20 protein-coding genes are annotated in these 21,405 nt (G+C 65.6%); 15 read left to right on the top strand and 5 right to left on the bottom strand.

All coding sequences use genetic code 11. The features are described 5' to 3' along the window. Positions 1-39 precede the first annotated feature (39 nt). The 10 genes from BLS50_RS30480 (at position 40) to BLS50_RS30435 (ending at position 10,541) form a co-directional block, all read left to right on the top strand. Complete coding sequence (locus tag BLS50_RS30480) at positions 40-1,218, top strand: ABC transporter ATP-binding protein (protein ID WP_074808627.1); 1,179 nt, start codon at positions 40-42, stop codon at positions 1,216-1,218. A 2-nt stretch (positions 1,219-1,220) separates the two neighbouring features. Next, positions 1,221-2,285: an ABC transporter substrate-binding protein gene (locus BLS50_RS30475; RefSeq protein WP_074807098.1), complete on the top strand. Its 1,065-nt coding sequence runs from the start codon at positions 1,221-1,223 to the stop codon at positions 2,283-2,285. An 87-nt stretch (positions 2,286-2,372) separates the two neighbouring features. Beyond that, a complete protein-coding gene (locus tag BLS50_RS30470; RefSeq protein ID WP_074807096.1) occupies positions 2,373-3,620 on the top strand; it encodes an ABC transporter permease in 1,248 nt (415 codons plus the stop codon). A 25-nt stretch (positions 3,621-3,645) separates the two neighbouring features. After that, positions 3,646-4,479 (top strand): ABC transporter permease, encoded by an 834-nt coding sequence (locus BLS50_RS30465; RefSeq protein WP_027812224.1) that lies wholly within the window; start codon positions 3,646-3,648, stop codon positions 4,477-4,479. Positions 4,480-4,884: 405 nt separating this feature from the next. After that, positions 4,885-6,237: a flavin-containing monooxygenase gene (locus BLS50_RS30460; protein WP_074807094.1), complete on the top strand. Its 1,353-nt coding sequence runs from the start codon at positions 4,885-4,887 to the stop codon at positions 6,235-6,237. A 58-nt stretch (positions 6,238-6,295) separates the two neighbouring features. Continuing rightward, on the top strand, positions 6,296-6,742 hold the full coding sequence (locus BLS50_RS30455; protein ID WP_074808624.1) for a RidA family protein: 447 nt from the start codon (positions 6,296-6,298) through the stop codon (positions 6,740-6,742). Between the two features lies 1 nt (position 6,743). Beyond that, entirely contained in the window at positions 6,744-7,421 is a 678-nt protein-coding gene (locus BLS50_RS30450) for a DUF1028 domain-containing protein (protein WP_074807091.1), read from the top strand. After that, positions 7,414-8,598: an acetylornithine deacetylase gene (argE, locus tag BLS50_RS30445; RefSeq protein ID WP_074807088.1), complete on the top strand. Its 1,185-nt coding sequence runs from the start codon at positions 7,414-7,416 to the stop codon at positions 8,596-8,598. Before BLS50_RS30450 ends, argE begins: the two co-directional genes overlap by 8 nt. Before the next feature lie 186 nt (positions 8,599-8,784). Further along, the gene (locus BLS50_RS30440; RefSeq protein ID WP_074807085.1) at positions 8,785-9,663 is read left to right on the top strand and encodes an amino acid ABC transporter ATP-binding protein; all 879 of its coding nucleotides are present in this window, start codon (positions 8,785-8,787) and stop codon (positions 9,661-9,663) included. Between the two features lie 155 nt (positions 9,664-9,818). Beyond that, positions 9,819-10,541 (top strand): class II aldolase and adducin N-terminal domain-containing protein, encoded by a 723-nt coding sequence (locus BLS50_RS30435; protein ID WP_074807082.1) that lies wholly within the window; start codon positions 9,819-9,821, stop codon positions 10,539-10,541. A gap of 65 nt (positions 10,542-10,606) precedes the next feature. Here the strand turns inward: BLS50_RS30435 and BLS50_RS30430 are convergent, their stop codons facing one another. The 4 genes from BLS50_RS30430 to BLS50_RS30415 all read right to left on the bottom strand — a co-directional run bounded on the left by BLS50_RS30430 (position 10,607) and on the right by BLS50_RS30415 (position 14,619). Beyond that, on the bottom strand, positions 10,607-11,020 hold the full coding sequence (locus tag BLS50_RS30430; RefSeq protein WP_074807079.1) for a VOC family protein: 414 nt from the start codon (positions 11,018-11,020) through the stop codon (positions 10,607-10,609). 93 nt (positions 11,021-11,113) lie between these two features. Then, positions 11,114-12,034 (bottom strand): bestrophin family protein, encoded by a 921-nt coding sequence (locus tag BLS50_RS30425; protein ID WP_027812217.1) that lies wholly within the window; start codon positions 12,032-12,034, stop codon positions 11,114-11,116. Between the two features lie 174 nt (positions 12,035-12,208). Continuing rightward, the gene (cydB, locus tag BLS50_RS30420) at positions 12,209-13,216 is read right to left on the bottom strand and encodes a cytochrome d ubiquinol oxidase subunit II (RefSeq protein ID WP_011545622.1); all 1,008 of its coding nucleotides are present in this window, start codon (positions 13,214-13,216) and stop codon (positions 12,209-12,211) included. Between the two features lie 2 nt (positions 13,217-13,218). Further along, complete coding sequence (locus BLS50_RS30415; RefSeq protein WP_027807757.1) at positions 13,219-14,619, bottom strand: cytochrome ubiquinol oxidase subunit I; 1,401 nt, start codon at positions 14,617-14,619, stop codon at positions 13,219-13,221. Between the two features lie 422 nt (positions 14,620-15,041). Here BLS50_RS30415 and fdhD point away from each other — a divergent pair, with 422 nt between their 5' ends. The 5 genes from fdhD to moaD all read left to right on the top strand — a co-directional run bounded on the left by fdhD (position 15,042) and on the right by moaD (position 19,406). Further along, entirely contained in the window at positions 15,042-15,911 is an 870-nt protein-coding gene (gene fdhD, locus BLS50_RS30410) for a formate dehydrogenase accessory sulfurtransferase FdhD (RefSeq protein WP_074807076.1), read from the top strand. Then, positions 15,908-17,122 carry a molybdopterin molybdotransferase MoeA gene (locus BLS50_RS30405; RefSeq protein WP_074807073.1) on the top strand — a complete coding sequence of 405 codons (1,215 nt, stop codon included), beginning with the start codon at positions 15,908-15,910 and terminating at the stop codon, positions 17,120-17,122. Before fdhD ends, BLS50_RS30405 begins: the two co-directional genes overlap by 4 nt. 229 nt (positions 17,123-17,351) lie before the next feature. Further along, positions 17,352-18,476, top strand: a complete 1,125-nt coding sequence (moaA, locus tag BLS50_RS30400) for a GTP 3',8-cyclase MoaA (protein WP_074807069.1) — start codon at positions 17,352-17,354, stop codon at positions 18,474-18,476. A 47-nt stretch (positions 18,477-18,523) separates the two neighbouring features. Continuing rightward, positions 18,524-19,096 (top strand): molybdenum cofactor biosynthesis protein MoaE, encoded by a 573-nt coding sequence (locus BLS50_RS30395; protein ID WP_074807066.1) that lies wholly within the window; start codon positions 18,524-18,526, stop codon positions 19,094-19,096. A gap of 52 nt (positions 19,097-19,148) precedes the next feature. Beyond that, a complete protein-coding gene (gene moaD, locus BLS50_RS30390) occupies positions 19,149-19,406 on the top strand; it encodes a molybdopterin converting factor subunit 1 (RefSeq protein ID WP_012337515.1) in 258 nt (85 codons plus the stop codon). A gap of 254 nt (positions 19,407-19,660) precedes the next feature. Here moaD and BLS50_RS30385 read toward each other — a convergent pair whose 3' ends face one another. Further along, complete coding sequence (locus tag BLS50_RS30385) at positions 19,661-21,175, bottom strand: ATP-dependent nuclease (protein WP_074807063.1); 1,515 nt, start codon at positions 21,173-21,175, stop codon at positions 19,661-19,663. Between the last annotated feature and the right edge of the window lie 230 nt (positions 21,176-21,405).

Here is a 21,405-nt window from a genome sequence, read left to right as displayed (position 1 = left end):
AAACGACTCGCCACCCACGTCACCTCATTGAAGCTCACGATGACCAGTCAACCCTACATTTCGTTCGTCGGCGTCAGCAAGTCCTACGACGGCCGGCATGCGGTTGTCGACGGTCTCGATCTCGACATCGCCCGGGGTGAATTCGTCTCGCTGCTGGGACCGTCCGGCTCCGGCAAGACCACCACGCTGATGATGCTCGCCGGTTTCGAGACCCCGACCGACGGCACCATCCTGCTCGACGGTCATCGCCTCGACGACAAGCCGCCGCACCAGCGCGACATCGGCATGGTGTTCCAGAACTACGCGCTGTTCCCGCACCTGACGATCGCCGAGAACGTCGCGTTTCCGCTATCGGTGCGCAAGACTGCTCGCGAGGAGCGCAAGCAGCGCGTGCAACGCGCGCTCGACATGGTGGAGTTGTCGCATCTCGCATCGCGACGTCCCGCGCAGTTGTCGGGCGGCCAGCAGCAGCGCGTCGCGCTGGCCCGCGCACTGGTATTCGAGCCTCGCGTGGTGCTGATGGACGAGCCGCTCGGCGCGCTCGACAAACGGCTCCGCGAAACGATGCAGTACGAAATCATGCGGCTGCATCGCGATCTGTCGCTCACGATCGTCTATGTGACGCACGATCAGAACGAAGCGCTGACCATGTCGAATCGCGTCGCCGTGTTCTCCGACGGACGCATCCAGCAGGCCGCGACACCGACCGAGCTGTACGAAAACGCGCAGAACGCCTTCGTCGCGAACTTCGTCGGCGAGAACAACGGTCTCGCCGGGCGCATCAGCGCGCTCGATGGCGAATGGGCCGTGCTTCAGCTTCGTGGCGGTATCACGATCCGCGGTCGCCGCGGCAACCAGGTCGAGGCAGGCGACGACGCCACGCTCGCGCTGCGCCCCGAGCGCGCGCAGGTCCTCGGTATCGCCGAAACCGCGAACGTGCCGGCGGGATCGAACGCACTCGCCGCGACCGTGCGCGACATCGTGTATTGCGGCGATCATCATCGCGTGCAGCTGCAACTCGACAGCGGCGACACGATGGTCGTCAAGGTCCCCAACACGCGCCTCGTCGCGCTGCCGCCGGTCGGCGCAACCGCGACGATCGTATGGCGCCCGGACGACTGCAAGGTGCTGTCGCCATCCGCCATCCCCCGCGTCGCAAGCTCCGCCGTTCGCTTACCCATCCCGCCTGTTGCCGTGCCCATCGCCTCTGGAGCCTGATAATGCAAAACCCTCGCTACGCGTCCCTGCGCCGCACGATCGCGGCTGTCGCCGCACTCGGCGCCTTTTCCGCGCTGCCTGCCGCTCACGCCGCGGATACGCTGTCCGTCGTGACATTCGGCGGCGCCTATGAAACGGCCGCTCGCCACGCATGGTTCGAGCCGTTCACCGCGAAGACCGGCACCCAGTTCCAGACCGAGTCGTACGACGGCGGCCTGGCCAAGCTGCAGGCCATGGAACAGGCGAAGAACCCGACTTGGGACCTGATCGACATGGAGACCAACGACGCGATCAACGCCTGCGACGAAGGTCTGCTCGACAAGCTGGACAGCAAGACGATCGGCAACACGTCGGATTTCCTGCCGGGCGCGCTGCGCGAATGCTCGGTGGCCGCGATGGTCTGGTCGACCGTGTATGCGTACGATGCGTCCAAGCTGAAGACCGCCCCGACCCGCATCGCGGACTTCTTCGACCTGAAGAAATTCCCGGGCAAGCGCGGCCTGAGAAAGTCGCCGAAGGTCACGCTCGAATGGGCGCTGGTCGCCGACGGCGTGGCCCCGGCCGACGTCTACAAGGTGCTCGCGACCCCGGCCGGCGTCGACCGTGCGTTTGCGAAGCTCGATACGATCAAGTCGAACATCGTGTGGTGGGAAGCCGGTGCGCAAGCCCCGCAGTTGCTCGCGGACGGCGCGGTGACGATGGTACAGGCCTACAACGGCCGCATCGACAGCGCCGTTCACCAGGACAAGAAGCCGTTCAAGATCGTCTGGGACGCGCAGGTGTACGACTATGAATGGTGGGGTGTGCCGAAGGGTGCGAAGCACGCCGCGGCCGCGAAGCAGTTCATCGCTGCATCGGCGCAGCCGCAGGCATACGCGGATCTGTCGAAGTACATCGCTTACGCGCCGCCGCGCAAGGCATCGTTGCCGCTGATCGACAAGGCCCGCCTTGCCGACCTGCCGACCGCGCCCGCCAACTTCAAGCGACCGATCCAGATCGACGCGAACTTCTGGGCCGACAGCGGCGATGCGCTGACCAAGCGCTTCCAGACATGGCTCGGCCAGTAATGCGCCGCTCCATGACGTCGTAGTGGTATTACGCGACGCGTCCCGTGCCGGGCGCGTCGCTCCGGAGTCCCGATGAACAACTCGTCAATGCTTCCCATGACGGCGGCAGGCCCCGCGCTCGCGACAGAGCACGCCGTCAAATACCGGCAGGCGCGGCGCAAGGCGGCGTTACGCGCGCTGCTGCTGACGCTGCCCCTGCTCGTGTTCCTGCTCGCCACGTTCATCGCGCCGATTGCTTCGCTGCTGGCCCGCAGCGTGCGCAATCCGGAACTGTCCGGCGCGATGCCGTCGTTCGCGCAAACGCTGCGACACTGGGACGGCCACGGCGTGCCGGACGAGCCGGTGTTCGCCGCCCTCGCCGGCGGACTGAAAAGCGCCGGCGACGCCGGCACGCTCGGCGACGTGGCGCGCCGGATGAACTTCTACCAGCCCGAGTTCCGCACGCTGCTGCTGAAGTCGGCACGCACGGTACGCGCTCAGGATGCGGTCACGGCATGGAAGCCCGTCCTGCTGGCCGCCGACGAGCGCTGGAACCAGCCCGAAACCTGGCGCCTGCTGAAACGCGCGGCATCGTCATGGACGCCGGACTATCTGTTGAACGGGCTCGACGCACAGGTATCCCCCGACGGCGCCGTCCATTCGGTGCCTGCGAACAGCGTGGTCTACCGCACCGCGTTCATGCGCACGGTGTCGATCAGCGCCACGGTCACGCTGCTGTGCCTGCTGCTCGCGTACCCGGTATCGTGGCTGCTCGCCAACCTCCCTGCGAAGCAGGGCAACCTGCTGATGCTGTTCGTGATCGTGCCGTTCTGGACCTCGCTGCTGGTCCGCACGACCGCGTGGTACGTACTGCTGCAACCGGGCGGCGTGGTCAACCGCGTACTGCTCGCGCTGCATGTCGTCGACCATCCGCTGCCGTTGATCTTCAACCGCGCCGGGGTGCTGATCGGCATGACGCACGTGCTGTTGCCCTACATGATTCTCGCGATTTACTCGGTGATGAAAAGCGTGCCGCCGATCTACATGCGCGCCGCGCAATCGCTCGGGGCGCACCCGGTCGTCGCGTTCTTTCGCGTGTACGTGCCCCAGACGCTGCCGGGCATCGGCGCCGGGTGCTTTCTCGTGTTCGTGCTGGCGCTCGGTTACTACATTACGCCCGCCCTGCTCGGCGGTGCAGGCGACGAGATGATCAGCCAGCTGATCGCGTCGCAAACCAACGATCTGCTCAACTGGGGGCTGGCCGGTGCGCTGTCCGCGTATCTCGTGATCTTCACCGCCGTGTTCTATTTCATCTTCAACCGGCTCGTCGGCATCGACCGGCTCCGGTTCGGCTGACGCCCGGCGTCACTGGAGCCGCATCGTGTCCGTGAATCCCAACAGCCTGCCGTCGACGCGCATTGCCACTGCCGGTGTGCGCATCCACTGCGCGATCGTGCTGTTCTTCCTGGTTGCGCCGATCCTCGTGATCATTCCGCTGTCGTTCAATTCGGGCTCGTATTTTTCATACCCGATGGAAGGCTTCTCGCTGCGCTGGTACGCGCAGGCATTCGGAAGCCCTGACTGGCAGCGGGCATTTCTGAACAGCATGGCCATCGGCGCGGCGTCGACCGCGATTGCAACGAGTCTCGGCACGCTCGCCGCGATCGGTCTCGCGCGCGACAACTTTCCGTTCCGCTCACTGATCATGCCGATCCTGATTTCGCCCATGATCATACCGATCGTCGTGGTCGCGGCCGGCTTCTATCTGATCTTCGCGCCGCTCGGGCTCGTCAACTCCTACCCGGGTGTGATCCTTGCGCATGCGGCACTCGGCACACCGTTTGTCGTGATTACCGTGACCGCGTCGTTGCTGTCGTTCGACCAGAGCCTGCTGCGCGCCGCCGCCAATCTCGGGGCCGCACCGTGGACGACCTTTCGCCGCGTGACGCTGCCGCTGATCCTGCCGGCGGTTGCCACTGGCGCCGTGTTCGCATTCGCGACGTCGTTCGACGAAGTGATCGTGATCCTCTTCATCGGCGGTCCCGATCAACGCACCGTGCCCCGGCAGATGTGGAGCGGCATTCGCGACCAGATCGATCCGTCGATCCTCGCCGTCGCCACCGTGTTGATCGTGTTCGCCATTCTGCTCTTCACCAGCATCAACTGGCTGCGTGGCCGCGCGCAGGCCTCGAGCGCGGCGCGCGAAGCGGCCTAGCCGCCGTCTGCCGCGCAGGTGGAAGTCACCCTGAGCCAATGCCGTCGGTGTCGTACGTTGGGTTGCGTCCGCCTCCTTCCTTTTCCCTGATTCGATGGCGACCCCGGCGTCTTTTTGCCGCGGCCACGCGCCTGCGTTCCGTTCATTACCGGTCGATACGCACGCATCTGCATAGGCAAACCGGATGCAATTCATTTTTTAAATATATTTTTCAGATTCAGTGTACCGGCGTAGATTTTCTTCAACACGACGCACATCGCTTCGGACTACCGAGGCATTTCAGATTCTGCGCCTGAACGGCGCGATTGCGTCACGCGATCGTATCGCGACCGTTGCGGCAAATTGCGGTGAAACGGACTTGTCAGTCCATGAATACCAAATCGATACGCACCAGGAAGAACCAACATGACCGTCGAAGTCACATCAATCGATACGCTGGTGGTCGGCGCCGGACAGGCCGGTGTCGCGATGAGCGAACACCTCGGTGCGCTCGGCGTGCCGCATCTCGTGCTGGAACGCGATCGCATCGCCGAGCGTTGGCGCACCGCACGCTGGGATTCGCTGGTGGCCAACGGCCCGGCATGGCATGACCGCTTTCCCAACATGCATATCCGCGGCGTCGATGCGGACGGGTTCGCAACGAAGGATCAGATGGCCGAGTATTTCGTCGACTACGCGCGCATGATCGACGCGCCGATTCGCACCGGCGTCGACGTCAAGCGCGTGGTTCGCGAGAGCGGCCGGCAGGGCTTTGTCGTCGAGACATCGGATGGCACCTTCCATGCGAACCGCGTCGTGGTCGCGACCGGCCCGTTCCAGTGCCCGGTCATTCCGGCCATCGCACCCACCGACGCGCGCCTGACGCAGATTCATTCCGCCGACTACCGCAATCCCGCGCAACTACCCGCCGGCAACGTGCTCGTCGTCGGCGCGGGTTCGTCGGGCGTCCAGATCGCGGCCGAACTGCAACGCTCGGGCCGTCAGGTCTATCTGTCCGTCGGTCCTCACGACCGTCCGCCGCGCGCGTATCGCGGTCGCGATTTCTGCTGGTGGCTTGGCGTACTGGGTCTGTGGGACATGGAAACGATGCGCCCCGGCCGGTCGCACGTGACGATCGCCGTGAGCGGCGCGGACGGCGGTCACACGGTCGACTTCCGCCGTCTCGCGCACGACGGTGTGACGCTGGTCGGCGTGACCCGCGCCTTCGATCGGGGCACCGTCACGTTCGAAGCGGATCTCGCGGCCAACATCGCGGCCGGCGACGAAAACTATCTGTCGCTGCTGGACGCCGCCGATGCGTACGCCGCCAGCAACGGTCTCGATCTACCGGAGGAGCCCGAAGCCCGTCGCATTCCCGCCGATCCGCCATGCCTCACCGAACCGCTCACGCAGCTCGACCTCGCCGCGGCAGGCGTCACGTCGATCATCTGGGCGACCGGCTACGCGAACGACTTCGGCTGGCTGCAGGTCGACGCCTTCGACGAGAACGGCAAGCCGAAACATCAGCGCGGCGTCGCAAGCGAGCCCGGACTCTATTTTCTCGGTCTGCCGTGGTTATCGCGGCGCGGCTCCGCGTTCATCTGGGGCGTCTGGCACGACGCCAAACATGTGGCCGGACATATCGCGACGCAGCGCAGCTACCAGCACTATCACGAGGCCGCCGCGCACCGGAACATCCCCGCCGCGCCGCTCGCCGGCGATCATGGTGCCGAGCCGGTAGTCCCGAGCCCGATGCCGACCAGCGCCGCCGCGCACTGAACGCCCGACCGGTGCGCACCGTACCGTCCACCGAACCCTCCTTCAGGAATGCATGACGATGAGCCAGCCGCCCCACACCCGTATCCGGATGTTCAACACGAAAGATACCTATCCGAACCAGACGCTGGACAACGATCTGTGCCAGGCCGTCCGGGCCGGCAACACGGTCTATGTGCGCGGCCAGATCGGCACCGACTTCGACGGCAATCTGGTCGGCCTGGGCGATCCGCGCGCGCAGACCGAAGAGGCCATGAAGAACGTCAAGCAACTGCTCGAGGAAGCCGGCAGCGACCTCTCGCATATCGTCAAGACCACCACGTATCTGATCGATCCGCGTTATCGCGAGCCGGTCTATCAGGTCGTCGGCAAGTGGCTCAAGGGCGTCTATCCGATCTCGACCGGCCTCGTGGTCAGCGCGCTCGGCCAGCCGGAGTGGCTGATGGAAATCGACGTCATCGCCGTGATTCCCGACAACTGGCAGCCGACCCCTGCTGCCGGAGCCTGACATGACATTCTCGATCGTCGGAAGATGCGCCGAAACCGGACAACTCGGCGTCGCAATCAGCTCCTCGAGCATCGCAGTGGGCGCACGCTGCCCGTGGGTTCGCACCGGGGCGGGCGCCGTGGCGACGCAGAACGTCACGCTGCCGTCGCTCGGCCCGCAGGTGCTCAACCTGCTCGGCGACGGCGCGACCGATCCCGCGCAGGCGCTCGAAGCCGCGCTCGCCACCGATCGCTGGCGCGACTATCGGCAGGTCACGGTCGTCGATGCGCAGGGCCGCACGGCATTCCAGACCGGCGCGCAGGCGCTGGGCCTGCATCACGCGGTGGCGGGCAGACAGTGTGTCGCCGCGGGCAACATGCTCGCCAGTCAGGACGTGATCTCCGCGATGGTGCCTGCATTCGAGACGACGCCCGGCCCGCTCGCCGACCGTCTGCTCGCGGCGATGCAGGCGGCGATCGACACAGGCGGAGAAGCCGGCCCGGTGCATTCGGCCGCGTTGAAGATCGTCGATACGCAGGTATGGCCGCTCGTCGATCTGCGGATCGACTGGACCGACGACGCCCCAATCGCGGCGCTCGCCGCGCTGTGGCATGCATACCGTCCACAGATGCAGGACTACGTGACGCGTGCACTCGATCCGACGACCGCACCGAAATACGGCGTACCCGGCGATGAGTGACCCGACCAGCCGCACGCTGCTCGCCGAACTGATCGGCTTCGATACGGTCAGTCGGCACTCGAACCTCGCGATGATCGAGTTCATCCGCGACTATCTGGCGGGCTACGGCGTAGACAGCGAACTGTTCTACAACGACGCGCGCAGCAAAGCGAACCTGTTCGCCACGATCGGACCGCGCGAGCGCGGCGGTATCGTGCTCTCGGGTCATACGGACGTGGTGCCCGCCGACGGCCAGGCATGGACCGTCGAGCCGTTTCGGATGAGCGAACGCGACGGCCGGCTTTATGGCCGCGGCACCGCGGACATGAAGGGCTTTCTCGCGTCGGTACTGGCCGCGGTACCGATGTTCGTCGCGCGTCGGCTGTCGTTGCCGATCCATCTCGCGTTCTCGTACGACGAGGAGATCGGCTGCCTCGGCGTGCGGCCGATGCTGGCCGAACTCGCGAAGCGCCCGCATCGTCCGGTGCTGTGCGTGATCGGCGAGCCGACCGAATTGAAGCCGGTGCTCGGCCACAAGGGCAAACTGGCGATGCGCTGCCACGTCAAAGGCGCCGCGTGTCATTCCGCGTATGCGCCGTATGGCGTCAATGCGATTCAGTATGCTTCGCGTCTGATCAACCGGCTGGAGGAAATTGGCGAGCGCCTCGCGCAACCGGAGCATCACGACCCTCGCTTCGATCCGCCGTTCTCGACGGTCCAGACGGGTCTGATCCACGGCGGCAAGGCGTTGAACATCGTTCCCGATGCATGCGAATTCGATTTCGAGGTCCGCACGCTGCCGGGCTTCGACGCCGATGAAGTGACCAGCGAATTGCAGGCCTATGCGGAGCAACACCTGACGCCGAAGATGCGCGCGGTTCACGCGGATTGCGATATCCGGATGCAGCCGCTGTCCGCCTACCCGGGCCTGTCAACACCGGACGATGGCGACGCGGCCCGCCTGCTGTCGATACTCAGCGGATCGAGCGCGTTCGGCACCGTTGCGTTCGGCACGGAAGGCGGACTGTTCGAGCAGGCGGGCATTCCGACCGTCGTGTGCGGACCGGGCAGCATGGACCAGGGGCACAAGCCGGACGAGTTCGTGAGCGTCGACCAACTGCAGGGTTGCGACGCGATGCTGCGGCGGCTGGCCGAACATCTCGCCCCGCCCGAAGCGACCGATCGCGAGACTGATTGATCTCGATTCCGTCGAGCGCACCGGCGGGCACCGGCGCGCTGCATTGGAAAAACCTGCGAATGACATTCGAAAAGAGTTTTTCCCGCTCAATATTGGCCACGTAAAGTCCACTCATCGAACTTGCGTTGCGTCCTTCGCGTGACACGAGTGAATACGGCGCGACGACCCGAACCGATCGAGGCAATCATGAACGCAGTCAGCGACATCCCCGCAAGCGTACCCGCCGCCACGCTCGCCCGGGCGTCCGCAATGCCGCTCGTCGAAATCAAGGGTCTGCACAAACGTTTCGGCGAGACCGACGTGCTGCGCGGAATCGATGTGTCGATCGCGCAATCCGAAGTGGTCTGCCTGATTGGCCCGTCCGGGTCCGGCAAGAGCACGCTGCTGCGCTGCATGGCCGCCCTCGAAACCTACGATCACGGCGAGATCCGGATCGGAGGCGAGATGCTCGGCTACGTCGAACGCAACGGCGTGCGCGTGCGCGCGTCGAACGCCGAGATCAACCGCGTGCGCCGCAACATCGGCATGGTATTTCAGCAGTTCAACCTGTGGCCGCACATGAGCGTGCTCGGCAACGTCACGGAAGCGCTGCGGCGGGTGCGCCGCCTGCCGGTTGCCGAGGCGAACGCCATCGGCGGCCGCATGCTCGAAATGGTCGGCATGTCCCACAAGGCGGATGCCCATCCGTCGAAACTGTCCGGTGGCCAGCAGCAGCGCGTGGCGATCGCCCGCGCGTTGGCGATGGAGCCGAACCTGATGCTGTTCGACGAGCCGACCTCCGCACTGGACCCGGAACTCGTCGGCGAAGTGCTGCAGGTCATGAAACAGCTCGCGCGCGACGGGATGACGATGGTCGTCGTCACGCACGAGATGGGCTTCGCCGCCCAGATGGCCGATCGCGTCGTGTTTCTCGACCATGGCCGGATCGCGGTGAGCGGCGCGCCGGGCGAGGTGTTCCGCCGCTCCACGAACCCCCGGCTGCAGCAGTTCCTGCAGAACTATCGCGATCGCAACGCGTTCTGGAAATCGGACGACGCAACGGCCGACGCGGAAGGACCGCCCTGAGACAGCAAGCGGGTCGACGCATCGAGGCGTGGCCGGCGCTCGGCCGCCCGACCGGTCGAACCTTTTCGGCAACTCCGCTGCACCCAACCATGAACTTGCGGCCCGCGCCCCTGCCGGCGCCCCTTTTTGAAACGCTTGCGCTCACGTACTTCGATATGAACGAAACCCGGCTTCGCACCGATCTCGCCGCCGCCTTCCGCTGCTTCGCCCGCCTCGGCATGCATGAAGCGGTCGCGAACCACTTCAGCGTCGCCGTTTCCGACGACGGCCGTCGCTTCCTGATGAACCCCAAATGGATGCACTTCTCGCGAATCCGCGCGAGCGACCTGGTGCTGCTGGATGCCGATGATCGCTCGAGCCTTGAAAACGGCAGCATCGATCCGACCGCGTGGGCAATCCATGGTCGGTTGCACCAGCAACTGCCACACGTGCGCGTCGCCATGCACCTGCACCCCGTCCATGTCACCGCGATCTCGACGTTGTCCGATCCGACCATCCCGCCCATCGAGCAGAACACCGCCCGCTATTTCAAGCGTGTCGCGCTGGACACCGCATTCTCCGGCATGGCGGATACCGAAGACGAAGGCGCCCGCCTCGTGTCGCTGCTCAAGGACAAGTCCCGTCTGCTGATGGGCAATCACGGCGTGCTGGTGACCGCGCCGACGATCGGCGAGGCGTTCGACGACATGTACACGCTCGAGCGCGCGTGCCGGATTCTCGTCAACGCGTACGCGACCGGCAAGCCGCTCAACGTGCTGTCCGACGAAGTGGCCGAGAAGACCGCGCGTGACTGGGAAGGCTTCCGTGACTTCTCGATCGCGCATTTCGACGAGATGAAGCGCATCCTGGACGTCGAGGAGCCGTCGTATCGGGATTGAGAAGGTGGGAATCCGCAGGCGCGGTTAATCCTGACACATTCACTGACCGCAGGGCATCGCCACCGTCACGGCCGCCCGCGCTCCGCCGCCGCCGCATGACACACGGCCTCGACCCGGTTGCCGGCCGGATCGATCAGAAAAGCCGCGTAGTAGTCGCCGTGGTACTGCGGCCGCAATCCGGGCTCGCCGTCGGACTGGCCGCCCGTCGCGAGGCCGGCCTCGAAAAACGCATGCACCTGCTCGCGCGATGCGGCCTTGAAACACCAGTGCCGCTTGCTCGTCCCGACTTCGGCGGGATCCAGATACACCGCCAGAAAGGTCGATGCGACGTCGTTCGCATGGCAACGTTCGCCGTAACCGAGCGCAGTGGGCCGGTCGTAGACCTTCGCTGCGCCCAGCGCAGCCATGACGGCATCGTAGAAAGGGCGTGCCTGGTCGATATCCGGCACGCCGATCGACACGTGATCAAGCAATTGCATGGTGTGGGCTCCGTTGAACGAGCCCGAGTCTACACACCTCTCCCCGGTCCGGCCGATCAACCTTACGGGCGACTACACTACCGGCCACGCCGCCTACGTGATCTGATACGTCGACGCCGGCACGAACTCCTCCGGCAGCGGCCGATCGCCGAGTTCGAGCACCGACCGTTCGATCGTGCGCGTGATCGCATCGAGCGCGAGCGCATTCGGCGCGAGGCCGAACGGCTCGGCCACTTCGTTCGCGATCGCTTCGAGCGCGATCAGCGTGTAGGAAATGAACACGCAGATCAGCGGCGTGAAGAACTCCGTCGAATCGACGAGCCCGAACGGCAGCAGCACGCAATACGCATACACGGTGCGATGGAGCAGCACGCTGTACGAAAACGGAATCGGCGTCGACAGGATGCGCTCGCAACCACCGACGGACTTGCCGAGTTCATCGAGTTGCGTCTCGAACATCCAGCACGTCGCGTCACTGCCGGGCCCGCGCCCCAGCGCACCAACGATGCCGCCGCGCAGTTCGTCGAGGATCGCGACCGGCTTGTAGCATTTGCCGCCGAGCGCGGCCGTGCGCTCCGCCCCGAGAATGCGCACCAGGTCGTCGGTGGGATCGGTGTGACGCAGTTGGTGCTTCAGCGCATACGCGAGCGCGATCAGCAGATCGGCGAGCCGGTTGCGCTCGGCGTCGCTCACGCTGTCGGGCAGGTAGCGATGCAGTTGCGACGTCACGGCGCGTGCGGCGATCAGCAGGTTGCCCCATAGATGCCGCGCCTCCTTGAAGCGCTCGAAGCTCGCATTGTTGCGAAACCCGAGGAAGATCGCGAGCGCGAGCCCGAACAGCGTGAACGGCGCGGTGTTCAGCGGAATCTTCTCGCCGAAGATGCGCCCGTTCGTGAAGACCGCCAGCGTGCTGACGATCGCCATGAACACGAGCTGGGGAATGATGGATTGCAGCACGGAGCCGTTCCATACGAACAGCATCCTGAGCCAGTTCTGTCGTGGTCTGACGATCATGATGTTTTCTCGACTGCCAAGGAAATGCGCAATCCGTTGCGCGCTCACCCGATGTGCAACGGCCCGCGCGTGGCGGGCCGCTTTCTATCGGGTGCCGTGCCGGGCGCCGCGCTGCGCGTGATGATACGCGAGCGCCGCGCCCCGTCACCTCGCTTGCCGCTCAGTGATAGCCGCTCAGTGATAACCGATATCGCCCTCGCGCACCTTGCCGCGGAACACGCGGTACTGCATCGCGTTGTACACGAGGATGATCGGCAGCACGATCACGGTGCCGACCAGCGCGAACAACTGGCTCGAATGGCTCGACGACGCGTCCCAGATCGTCAGCGACGGCGGCACGATGTTCGGCCAGATGCTGATCACGAGTCCCGTGTAGCCGAGGAACACGAGCGCGAGCGTCAGCAGGAACGGCGTGGCCTCGTGCGCACGCTTCACCGTGTGGAAGATGCCCCACACGCACGCGACAACGAGAATCGGCACCGGCAGGAACCAGCCGAGGTTGCCGCTGCCGAACCAGCGGTGCGCGACGGCCGGCAGCCCGATCACGGTCCACAGGCTCACCACGCCCATCACCGCGAGCAGCACGCCCGTGAGCGGCTTCATCAGCAACCGCATCTTGCGCTGCAGTTCGCCGTCGACCTTCAGGATCAGCCAGCCGCAGCCGAGCGTCGCATAGGTGACGAGCACGCCGATCCCGCACATCATGCTGAACGGCGACAGCCAGTCGAACGGCCCGCCCGCGAACTGATTGTTCTCGATCTTGATGCCCTGCAGCAGCGAACCGAGCACGATCCCCTGGCAGAACGCCGCCAGCGCCGAGCCGCCGATGAACGCGAGGTCCCACATGTGCTGCGTGCGGGTGGCTTTCGCGCGCAGCTCGAACGCCGCGCCCCGGAAGATCAGCCCGACCAGCATCAGCACCAGCGGCAGGTAGTTGGCCGGCAGCAGCGTCGAATACACGACCGGGAACGCGCCATAGAGGCCCGCGCCGCCGAGCACGAGGAACGTCTCGTTGCCGTCCCACACCGGCGCGACGGTGTCGAGCATCACCTGGCGCTCGGCCTTCGCATCGAAGAACGGAAACAGCAGACCGATGCCGAGATCGAAGCCGTCCAGCATCACGTAGATGAATACGCCGAGGCCGATGATCGCGGCCCAGACGACAGGAAGATCGATATGCATGGTTACTCCGCCTCGGTGACGTTCAGCGGCGTGGACAGCGCGCTCTTGCGCAGCCCCGGATGCCGGTGCAGTTCGATGTAGCCGGCCTGGGCCGCCGGCCCGCGCTTCATCAGTTTCATCATGTAGTAGATACCCGTTCCGAATACCAGGAAATACACGACCACGAAGACCAGCAGCGACACGCCGACCTGTTGGGCGGTGAGCGGGGAGACCGAGTCGATGGTGCGCAGCACGCCGTACACGGTCCACGGCTGCCGCCCGACCTCGGTCGTGATCCAGCCGGCCAGCAGCGCGACGATGCCCGACGGCCCCATCGCCACCACGAACCACTGGAACCAGCGTGTTTCATACAGGCGCCCGCCCTTTCTCAGCAGCAGCCCGAGCAGCGCGGTGAGCAGCATCAGCATCCCGAGGCCGGCCATGATCCGGAACGTCCAGAAGATGATCGGCGAATACGGGCGGTCCTGCGGCGGGAATTCCTTCAGCCCGCGGATCTCGCCGTCCCAGCTGTGCGTGAGGATCAGGCTGCCGAGGTGCGGCACCTGGATCGCATAGCGCGTGGTTTCGGCCTGCATGTCGGGCAGCCCGACGAGGTTCAGCGCGGTGCCGCCCTTCTCGGTTTCCCACAGCCCTTCGATCGCCGCGATCTTCGCCGGCTGGTATTCGCGCGTGTTCAGCCCGTGCGCGTCGCCGACGACGATCTGGATCGGCGCGAGCACCAGCAGCATCCACAGCGCCATCGAGAAGCTGCGCTTCACCGGCTCGTCGCGGCGCCCCTTCAGCAGGTGCCACGCGCCGCACGCGGCGACGATGAAGCCCGCGACGATGAACGCCGCGATCGTCATGTGCACGAGACGGTACGGAAACGACGGGTTGAAGACGATCTTGAACCAGTCGACCGGCACGACGAGGCCGTTCTCGATCTTGTAGCCTTGCGGCGTCTGCATGAAGCTGTTCGACGCGAGAATCCAGAACGTCGAGATCAGCGTGCCGACCGCGACCATCAGCGTCGCGAAGAAGTGCGCGCGCGGGCTGACGCGCTGCCAGCCGAACAGCATCACGCCGAGAAAGCCGGCTTCGAGGAAGAACGCCGTCAGCACTTCATACGTGAGCAGCGGCCCCGTGATGTTGCCCGCGACGCGCGAGAACCCGGCCCAGTTGGTGCCGAACTCGTACGCCATCACGACGCCGGAGACCACGCCCATCCCGAAGCCGATCGCGAAGATCTTCGACCAGAACTGAAACATGGATTTGTAGGCGGCGTCGCCGGTGACGAGATAGCGCCATTCCAGCACTGCCAGGAAGCTCGCCATGCCGATGCTGATCGCGGGGAACACGATGTGGAACGACACCGTGAATGCGAATTGCAATCGGGCGAGATGGAACGCATCGAAGATTTCCATGACCGTAATTTGCTCGTGGTTGTGAGGACGTACGCTCGAAGCAGGAAATCGCGCGACGGCTTGGCGACAACACATGCGAACACAAACGATCGCTCGCACGGCATCGAAGCGTGAATGACGATATCGCGTTTGCCACGATACTCGCAATCACTCGAACGTGCGCTGAAACTGTGCTGCTTGCGCCGCCGAAGATGTGTGCACGGAAAACATATTCGGCGCCGGCGGGACGCTCAGCTGTACTGCTTTCCGCGTGGCGGCGCTGTGTCTGCGGCGCACTGTTCACTCCACTTAACATCTTATGCAACGCCTGCCCGCGGCGGTAGTGCGCCCTTCGGCGCCCGCCCGGCGGCATCGATTCCCGTCGTTCGGCGTGCGCGCCGAGCCCGGCCGGCCCGCCGGCCGCCCCGCCTGGAGAAAACCGCATGGAGTCCTGCACTCGCCGTGACGATCCGACCGGCAGCACCGCGTGTCAGGTGACGCGCCACCGTGCCGGCGACGCGCGCGACACCGTCGATCGCGTCGTCGACGAAACCCCGGTTGCACTCGTGTTCAACGGCATCTCGCACACGGTCATGATGGCGACGCCGATCGACCTCGACGCGTTCGGCCTCGGCTTCGCGCTGAGCGAAGGCATCGTCGAGCGCGCGTCGGACGTCTTCGACATCGAAAGCGAATACCGGCCAGGCAGCGCCGAAGTGCGGCTCACCGTGTCGCAGCAGGCGTTCATGGCGCTGAAGGCGCACCGCCGCGCGCTGGCCGGCCGCACGGGCTGCGGCGTGTGCGGCATCGAAAGCATCGCGCAGCTCGACCTGCACCCGCCACGTATCGCGGCCGCCGGCGCGGCCGCGGGCATCGGCGCCGACGCGATCGCGCGCGCCGCGCATGCGTTGCCGGCCCGGCAGACGCTGATGCGCGAGACGGGCGGCATCCACGCGGCCGCGTGGTGCGACCGCGACGGCACCGTGCTCGACGTGTTCGAGGACGTCGGCCGCCACAACGCGCTCGACAAGCTGATCGGGCAGCTCGCACGCCGCCGCGCCGGCCTGCGCGCGGGCTTCGTGTTCCTGTCGAGCCGCGCGAGCTACGAACTGGTGCGCAAGGCCGCGCGGGTCGGCATCCCGATGATCGCGACGATCTCGGCGCCGACGTCGCTCGCGATCGAGGTCGCCCGCGAAGCCGGCGTGCGGCTGCTCGGCTTCTGCCGCAACGACGGCTTCGTCGAATACGTGTCGCCCGCCGCCGTTCACCTCGACCCATCGCCTGCACCGGCGCAGCCGGCCCACTCGTCATGAAACACCTGTTCGATTTCGACACCGCGCAGCAACAATTCGCCCGCGCATTCGCACCGCTCGAGGCCGCCGCGTCCGTGCCGGTCGCGCACGCGACCGGCCACGTACTGGCCGCGCCGCTGACCGCGGTGCTCGACCAGCCGCCGGCGGACCAGAGCGCGATGGACGGCTACGCCGTGCGCCACGCCGACCTCGCGCACGGCGCGCCGCTGCGCGTCGCGCAGCGCTGCTATGCCGGCGACACGCCCGCGCCGCTCGCGCCGCGCACGGCCGCACGCATCTTCACCGGCAGCCTGATTCCGCCCGGCGCCGACACGGTGGTGATGCAGGAGCATGCGCATGAACAGGCGGGCGACGTCACGTTCGACGCCCCCCAGCGCAGCGGGTCGCACATCCGCCGCCGCGGCGAGGAAGTACGCGCCGGCGATCTGCTCGTGCCGGCCGGCGTGCGCCTGCGCGCGATGCACGTCGGCGTGGCCGCCGCGCAAGGGTTCGCGCGGATCGACGTGCGTGCGGCGCTGCGCGTCGGCATCCTGACGACCGGCGACGAGCTGGTCGCATGCGGCCAGCCGCGCGCGCCGCAGCAGATCTACAACAGCAACGCGCCGATGCTCGCCGCGCTGGTCGCCGGAACCGGTGCCGACGTCGCGCTGAGCCTGCACGCTGCCGATACGGCGGCCGCCGTCGATCGGGCGTTGCGCGACCTGCACGCGCAGTGCGACCTCGTGATCTGCGTCGGTGGGGCGTCGGTCGGCGACAAGGACCTGCTGCGTCCGGCGCTGACCGCGCTCGGCGCATCGTTCATCGTCACAGGCGTGCGCATGAAGCCAGGCAAGCCGGTCGCGCTCGCGGCGCTCGATGCGCGGCCCGTGGTACTGCTGCCCGGCAATCCGGGCGCCGCGATGACGGCGTTCGCGCTGTTCGTCGCGCCGCTGATCCGCCGCCTGCAGGGGCGCGACGCGTACCTGCCGGGCGTGCCGTCGCTGCCGATCGACACCGGCTTCGAGCCGGATGCCCAGCGCGAGCGCTTCGTGCGCGTGCGCTGTACGGTAGGCGCCGACGGCGCGCCGGTGCTCGACACGCTGCGCCAGCAAGGCGCCGGCACGCTGCAGTCGCTCGTGCTGGCCAGCGGGCTCGCGCGGCTGCCGGCCGGGCGCACCATCGCGCGCGGCGACGCTGTTCCGTACTACGAATTCGCGCGCTGGCTCGCATGAGCGCGACGCCGGATAGCCGCCCGATGCGGCGCCTTCGCCCCTTTCTTCGCCCGATTCGCCGCGCCTGTCGCGCCTCCCGCGCGGCGAACTGTATTCCTGCAATTCGGGCGGGATTGTGTCTCTGCCGGCCAAACCCCGCGGACTATGCTCACGATGAGGCTCGTCACGACCTGTGCGCCGACACGTCGGCATCCGCACGGCCGAGCGGCGACGCCCCTTCGCTTACTTCATGCAGGCCGACGACCCGATCGTGAATGCCATCGTTTCCGCCGCGCCGGCCGCCGCCGCCTCATCCGGCGACGCATCGCCCGGCGCTTTCCCCCGCCCGTCCGACACGCTCGGCCGTCCGCTGCGCGACCTGCGCCTGTCCGTCATCGACCAGTGCAATTTCCGCTGCGGCTACTGCATGCCGCGCGAGAGCTTCGGCGCCGACTACGCGTTCATGCCGTCGTCCGAGCGATTGTCGTTCGCGCAACTGGAAAAGATCGCCCGCGCCTTTACGTCGCTCGGCGTCGAGAAGATCCGCATCACGGGTGGCGAGCCGCTGCTGCGCCGCAATCTCGAAGCGCTGATCGAACGGCTGGCCGCGCTGACGACCGTCGACGGCAAGCCCGTCGAAATCGCGCTGACGACCAACGGCTCGCTGCTCGCCGCGAAGGCACGCGCGTTGCGCGATGCGGGGCTGTCGCGCGTGACCGTGAGCCTCGATGCGCTCGACGACGCGCTATTCCGCCGGATGAGCGACGCCGACGTGCCGGTGGCGCGCGTGCTGGCCGGCATCGAGGCCGCGCATGCGGCCGGGCTCGCGCCGGTCAAGGTCAACGCAGTGATCGAGCGCGGCGTGAACGACGACCAGATCCTGCCGCTCGTGCGGCACTTCCGGCATACGGGCGTGGCCGTGCGCTTCATCGAATACATGGATGTCGGCGGCGCCAGCTTCTGGTCCGGCGACAAGGTCGTCCCGGCCGTGCGGATGCGCGAGCTGATCGACGAACACTACCCGCTCGTGCTCGTCGGCGAACCGGGGCACGACGCCACCGCGATCCGTTGCGCGCACATCGACGGCGCAGGCGAAGTCGGCTTCATCGCGAGCGTGTCGCATCCGTTCTGCGGCACCTGCTCGCGCGCCCGCGTGTCGGCCGACGGCCAGCTTTATACGTGCCTGTTCGCGACGCAAGGCACCGACCTGCGGCCGTGGCTCGACGACGCCGCGTCGACCGCCGACCTCGCCGCCGCCGTGCGCGCACGCTGGACGCAGCGCGACGACCGCTATTCCGAGCGCCGGGCCGCACGGCCGGCCCGCGCGCCGGGCAAGACCTATCCGACCGTGCGCATGTCGCTCGTCGGCGGCTGACGGGCCGCCCCGCGATACAGGATGCGCCGCCCACTGGAGAACCTGTCATGACGACCTTCACCGAATCCCGCACCGGGCTGCCGGACGATCCGCCGCGTGCCGGCAGCGCCCCGCCGCCCGTCGACGCGACCGACCCGCACCCCGAATCGGCGCCCGCGATCGCCGCCGGCTTCGAAGTGCGCGTGCAGCATGCGCCGATCGACGCGGGCGCGGAGCTTGCACCGATCGTTCGCAATCCGAATGTCGGTGCGGTGGTGAATTTTCTCGGGGTCGTGCGCAAGGAAGGCGACGTCGACGACGTCGTCGCGCTGGAAGTCGAGCACTACCCGACGATGACCGAACAGGCGCTGTGGAGCATCGTCGAGGAGGCCACCGCGCGCTGGCGGCTCGAAGCGGTCAGGATCGTGCACCGCGTCGGCCGCATTCCGCTCGGCCAGCCGGTCGTGCTGGTCGTGGTGGCCGCCGCGCATCGCGCGTCCGCGTTCGATGCGTGCGAATTCCTGATGGATTTCCTGAAGACCCACGCGCCGTTCTGGAAGAAGGAAATCCGGCACGACGGCGAATCCGGCTGGGTCGAGGCGAAAGCGCACGACGACCAGGCGATGCGGCGCTGGGGCTGAGCGCACCCGCTTCGTGTTTTCCGATTCCGCCGCTCCTGCTCGAGACATTCCAATGAAACTGACGATCAAATACTTCGCGAGCATTCGCGAACAACTGGCGCTCGATGAAGAAACCGTCGAAATCGATGCCCGCGAACTCACCGTCGACGCGTTGCGCGGCACGCTGGCCGCGCGCGACGCGCGCAGCGCGGACGCGTTGCGGATGGACCGCCCCGTGCGGGCGGCCGTGAACCTCGAAATGGTGACCGGAGAATTCATCGTGCGGGAGGACAGCGAGGTCGCGTTCTTTCCGCCGGTGACGGGGGGATGACGCGACGCGCAGGGCTGTGCGCTCGCGTGCAGTCATTTCGCCGCCATTGACGCATCGAGCAAGAATGCGTTCATCGGCGCCTGCGTGGAAAATCACGGAGTCCTCGGCCGACAACCGGCAAGAAACGTCGGCGATCGGCCAGCTACCGTCGTTGCTGTGGGCACCCACGCGGCCACTTGAACGTCGGCTTTACCTCAGCCAGTAACGACCGATTGGGTCACTGCGAAAGGCCTCGCCGGAGTCCGAAATGGCGCCTATCTCCCCGCCAACTGAGCCTCGATCTTTTTAAGCTCTTCAATGATGTCCTTCGCTGAGAGCTCGAGCGCAGCGCGGCCGCGCTCTTCGTTTTCATCGAGCCATTTGCGCACGTCGTCGAGCAACAAGCGCTTTGCCTCCCGTTTCTTTTGGTGGTCAGAGACAGCAAGCGCCTGCGTCACCTGATCGGCAAAGTGCTCCGGATAGTACCGTTCGAATTGCGACTGCGAGAAGCAGCCGAAATGATCCTGCGGCCACGTCTTGTATCTGTCCCGCAGTTTTTGCACGACTGCCTGCCCTGAGGCGTCCGCATCCACTCTCACCCACGCGGCCTTGAAATACATTGGCTCAAGGTGGGTAAACTTCATCAGCCTATCGAAGTCGGCAAATGTCGCTTCTACCTTGCTCGTTCCATTCGCAGCCAGTGTCCGCACGCGCGATAGCTTCGGCGCAAACCAAGGGATCAGGTAATCGCGGATAATGCGTTCCGCCGACGACTCTTCAAGGATCAGCCATCCATCCCATAGATCGAAGTCAGAGAAGGAGTAACCAAGCTCACGCAGGATTTCTAGCCGGGCCTGAGCGCTGCTCGGCACTTCTTCGATCTTCGCTGTCGTAGGTAACGCTCCCTTCGGGGCACTAACATAAAAGACTCGACTGTCTTTCGGCGCCCCCAGGTAGCGAACAACAATGTTGGAGTGGGTCGACACCACAAACTGATTTCGTTGTGAGCTCTCGATCATTAGCTCGAGCAACGCCTTAAGCGCTTCAGGATGCAAATCATTTTCCGGCTCCTCGACTATGAACAGCTTCCCGCTGGAAGCAACGAGATCTGCTAACAACGCAACAATGTTGGGGACACCTTCGCCCATCTGATCGATGGGCACCATGTGCTGGCTGGGTAAATAGATTCCGGGTCGTTGGCCGTTATCTGAGGGAATTGCAGTCACCACGAAACCAAGTATGGCTTCGCAAGCCGTCGCGTATGCCTCGCTTCCAGGAAACGACCGGCTCGAAATCCGCGAGAGCTTGGCCGCGAGGTTTGCCAAGCTCGGAGATACTTGCATTGCGGTCTGGTAACGCACGTCTTCGTTGTAACCTGCAGTCTTACGCTTCGAAAGGTATGGCACCACGAAGTGGTTCGGGTCCGAGCTCGGCAATGGATTCGTTTCTATCAGCCCCACTCCAATGCGCGAATGCAGCTGAAAGATCCCGGTGCGGCGGTCGGCGCTTTGGATACTGATGCGCAGGCCATTTTCGCCATAGGGCGGTAAGCCGAATGGGCCAGGCTCTTGCACATCCGCTACGCTGATTTCGACAGTCGCCGTACCAGCGCCCACTCGCACGTCGCCGAACGCTGGGCCCACGCCGTCCTGCATGAGGTATAACCCACGCAATACCGATGACTTGCCGGCGTTGTTTGCGCCGACAAGCACATTCATCGCACCTAGCTCGATCTGCCCTGAGTCGACGAAGGAACGGAAATTTTTCAAACGCAATTTGACAACACGCATTGTTCTTTTCCTTGACGCATTTCATCGAGTGCGCATGGCATCAGAATTTGGAATGCCTTGTCGCCTTTTTCTGCCGACAAGATTCTATCTTCGCAACGGATTTGCAGGCCGCCTTTTGTACTGTGCCTCCTGTGGGCTGCGTTGCAGCAGGCTTGTGTGTCTGAAGCGGCCTGAAAGCGGCCGTCCAGGTCGCGCTCAGTTTACGTCCGTAGTGGGTCAGCCAGCGACGC

The organism is Burkholderia orbicola (assembly GCF_900100915.1).
Taxonomy (GTDB): domain Bacteria; phylum Pseudomonadota; class Gammaproteobacteria; order Burkholderiales; family Burkholderiaceae; genus Burkholderia; species Burkholderia orbicola.
This window is presented reverse-complemented; position numbering and strand designations above follow the sequence as displayed.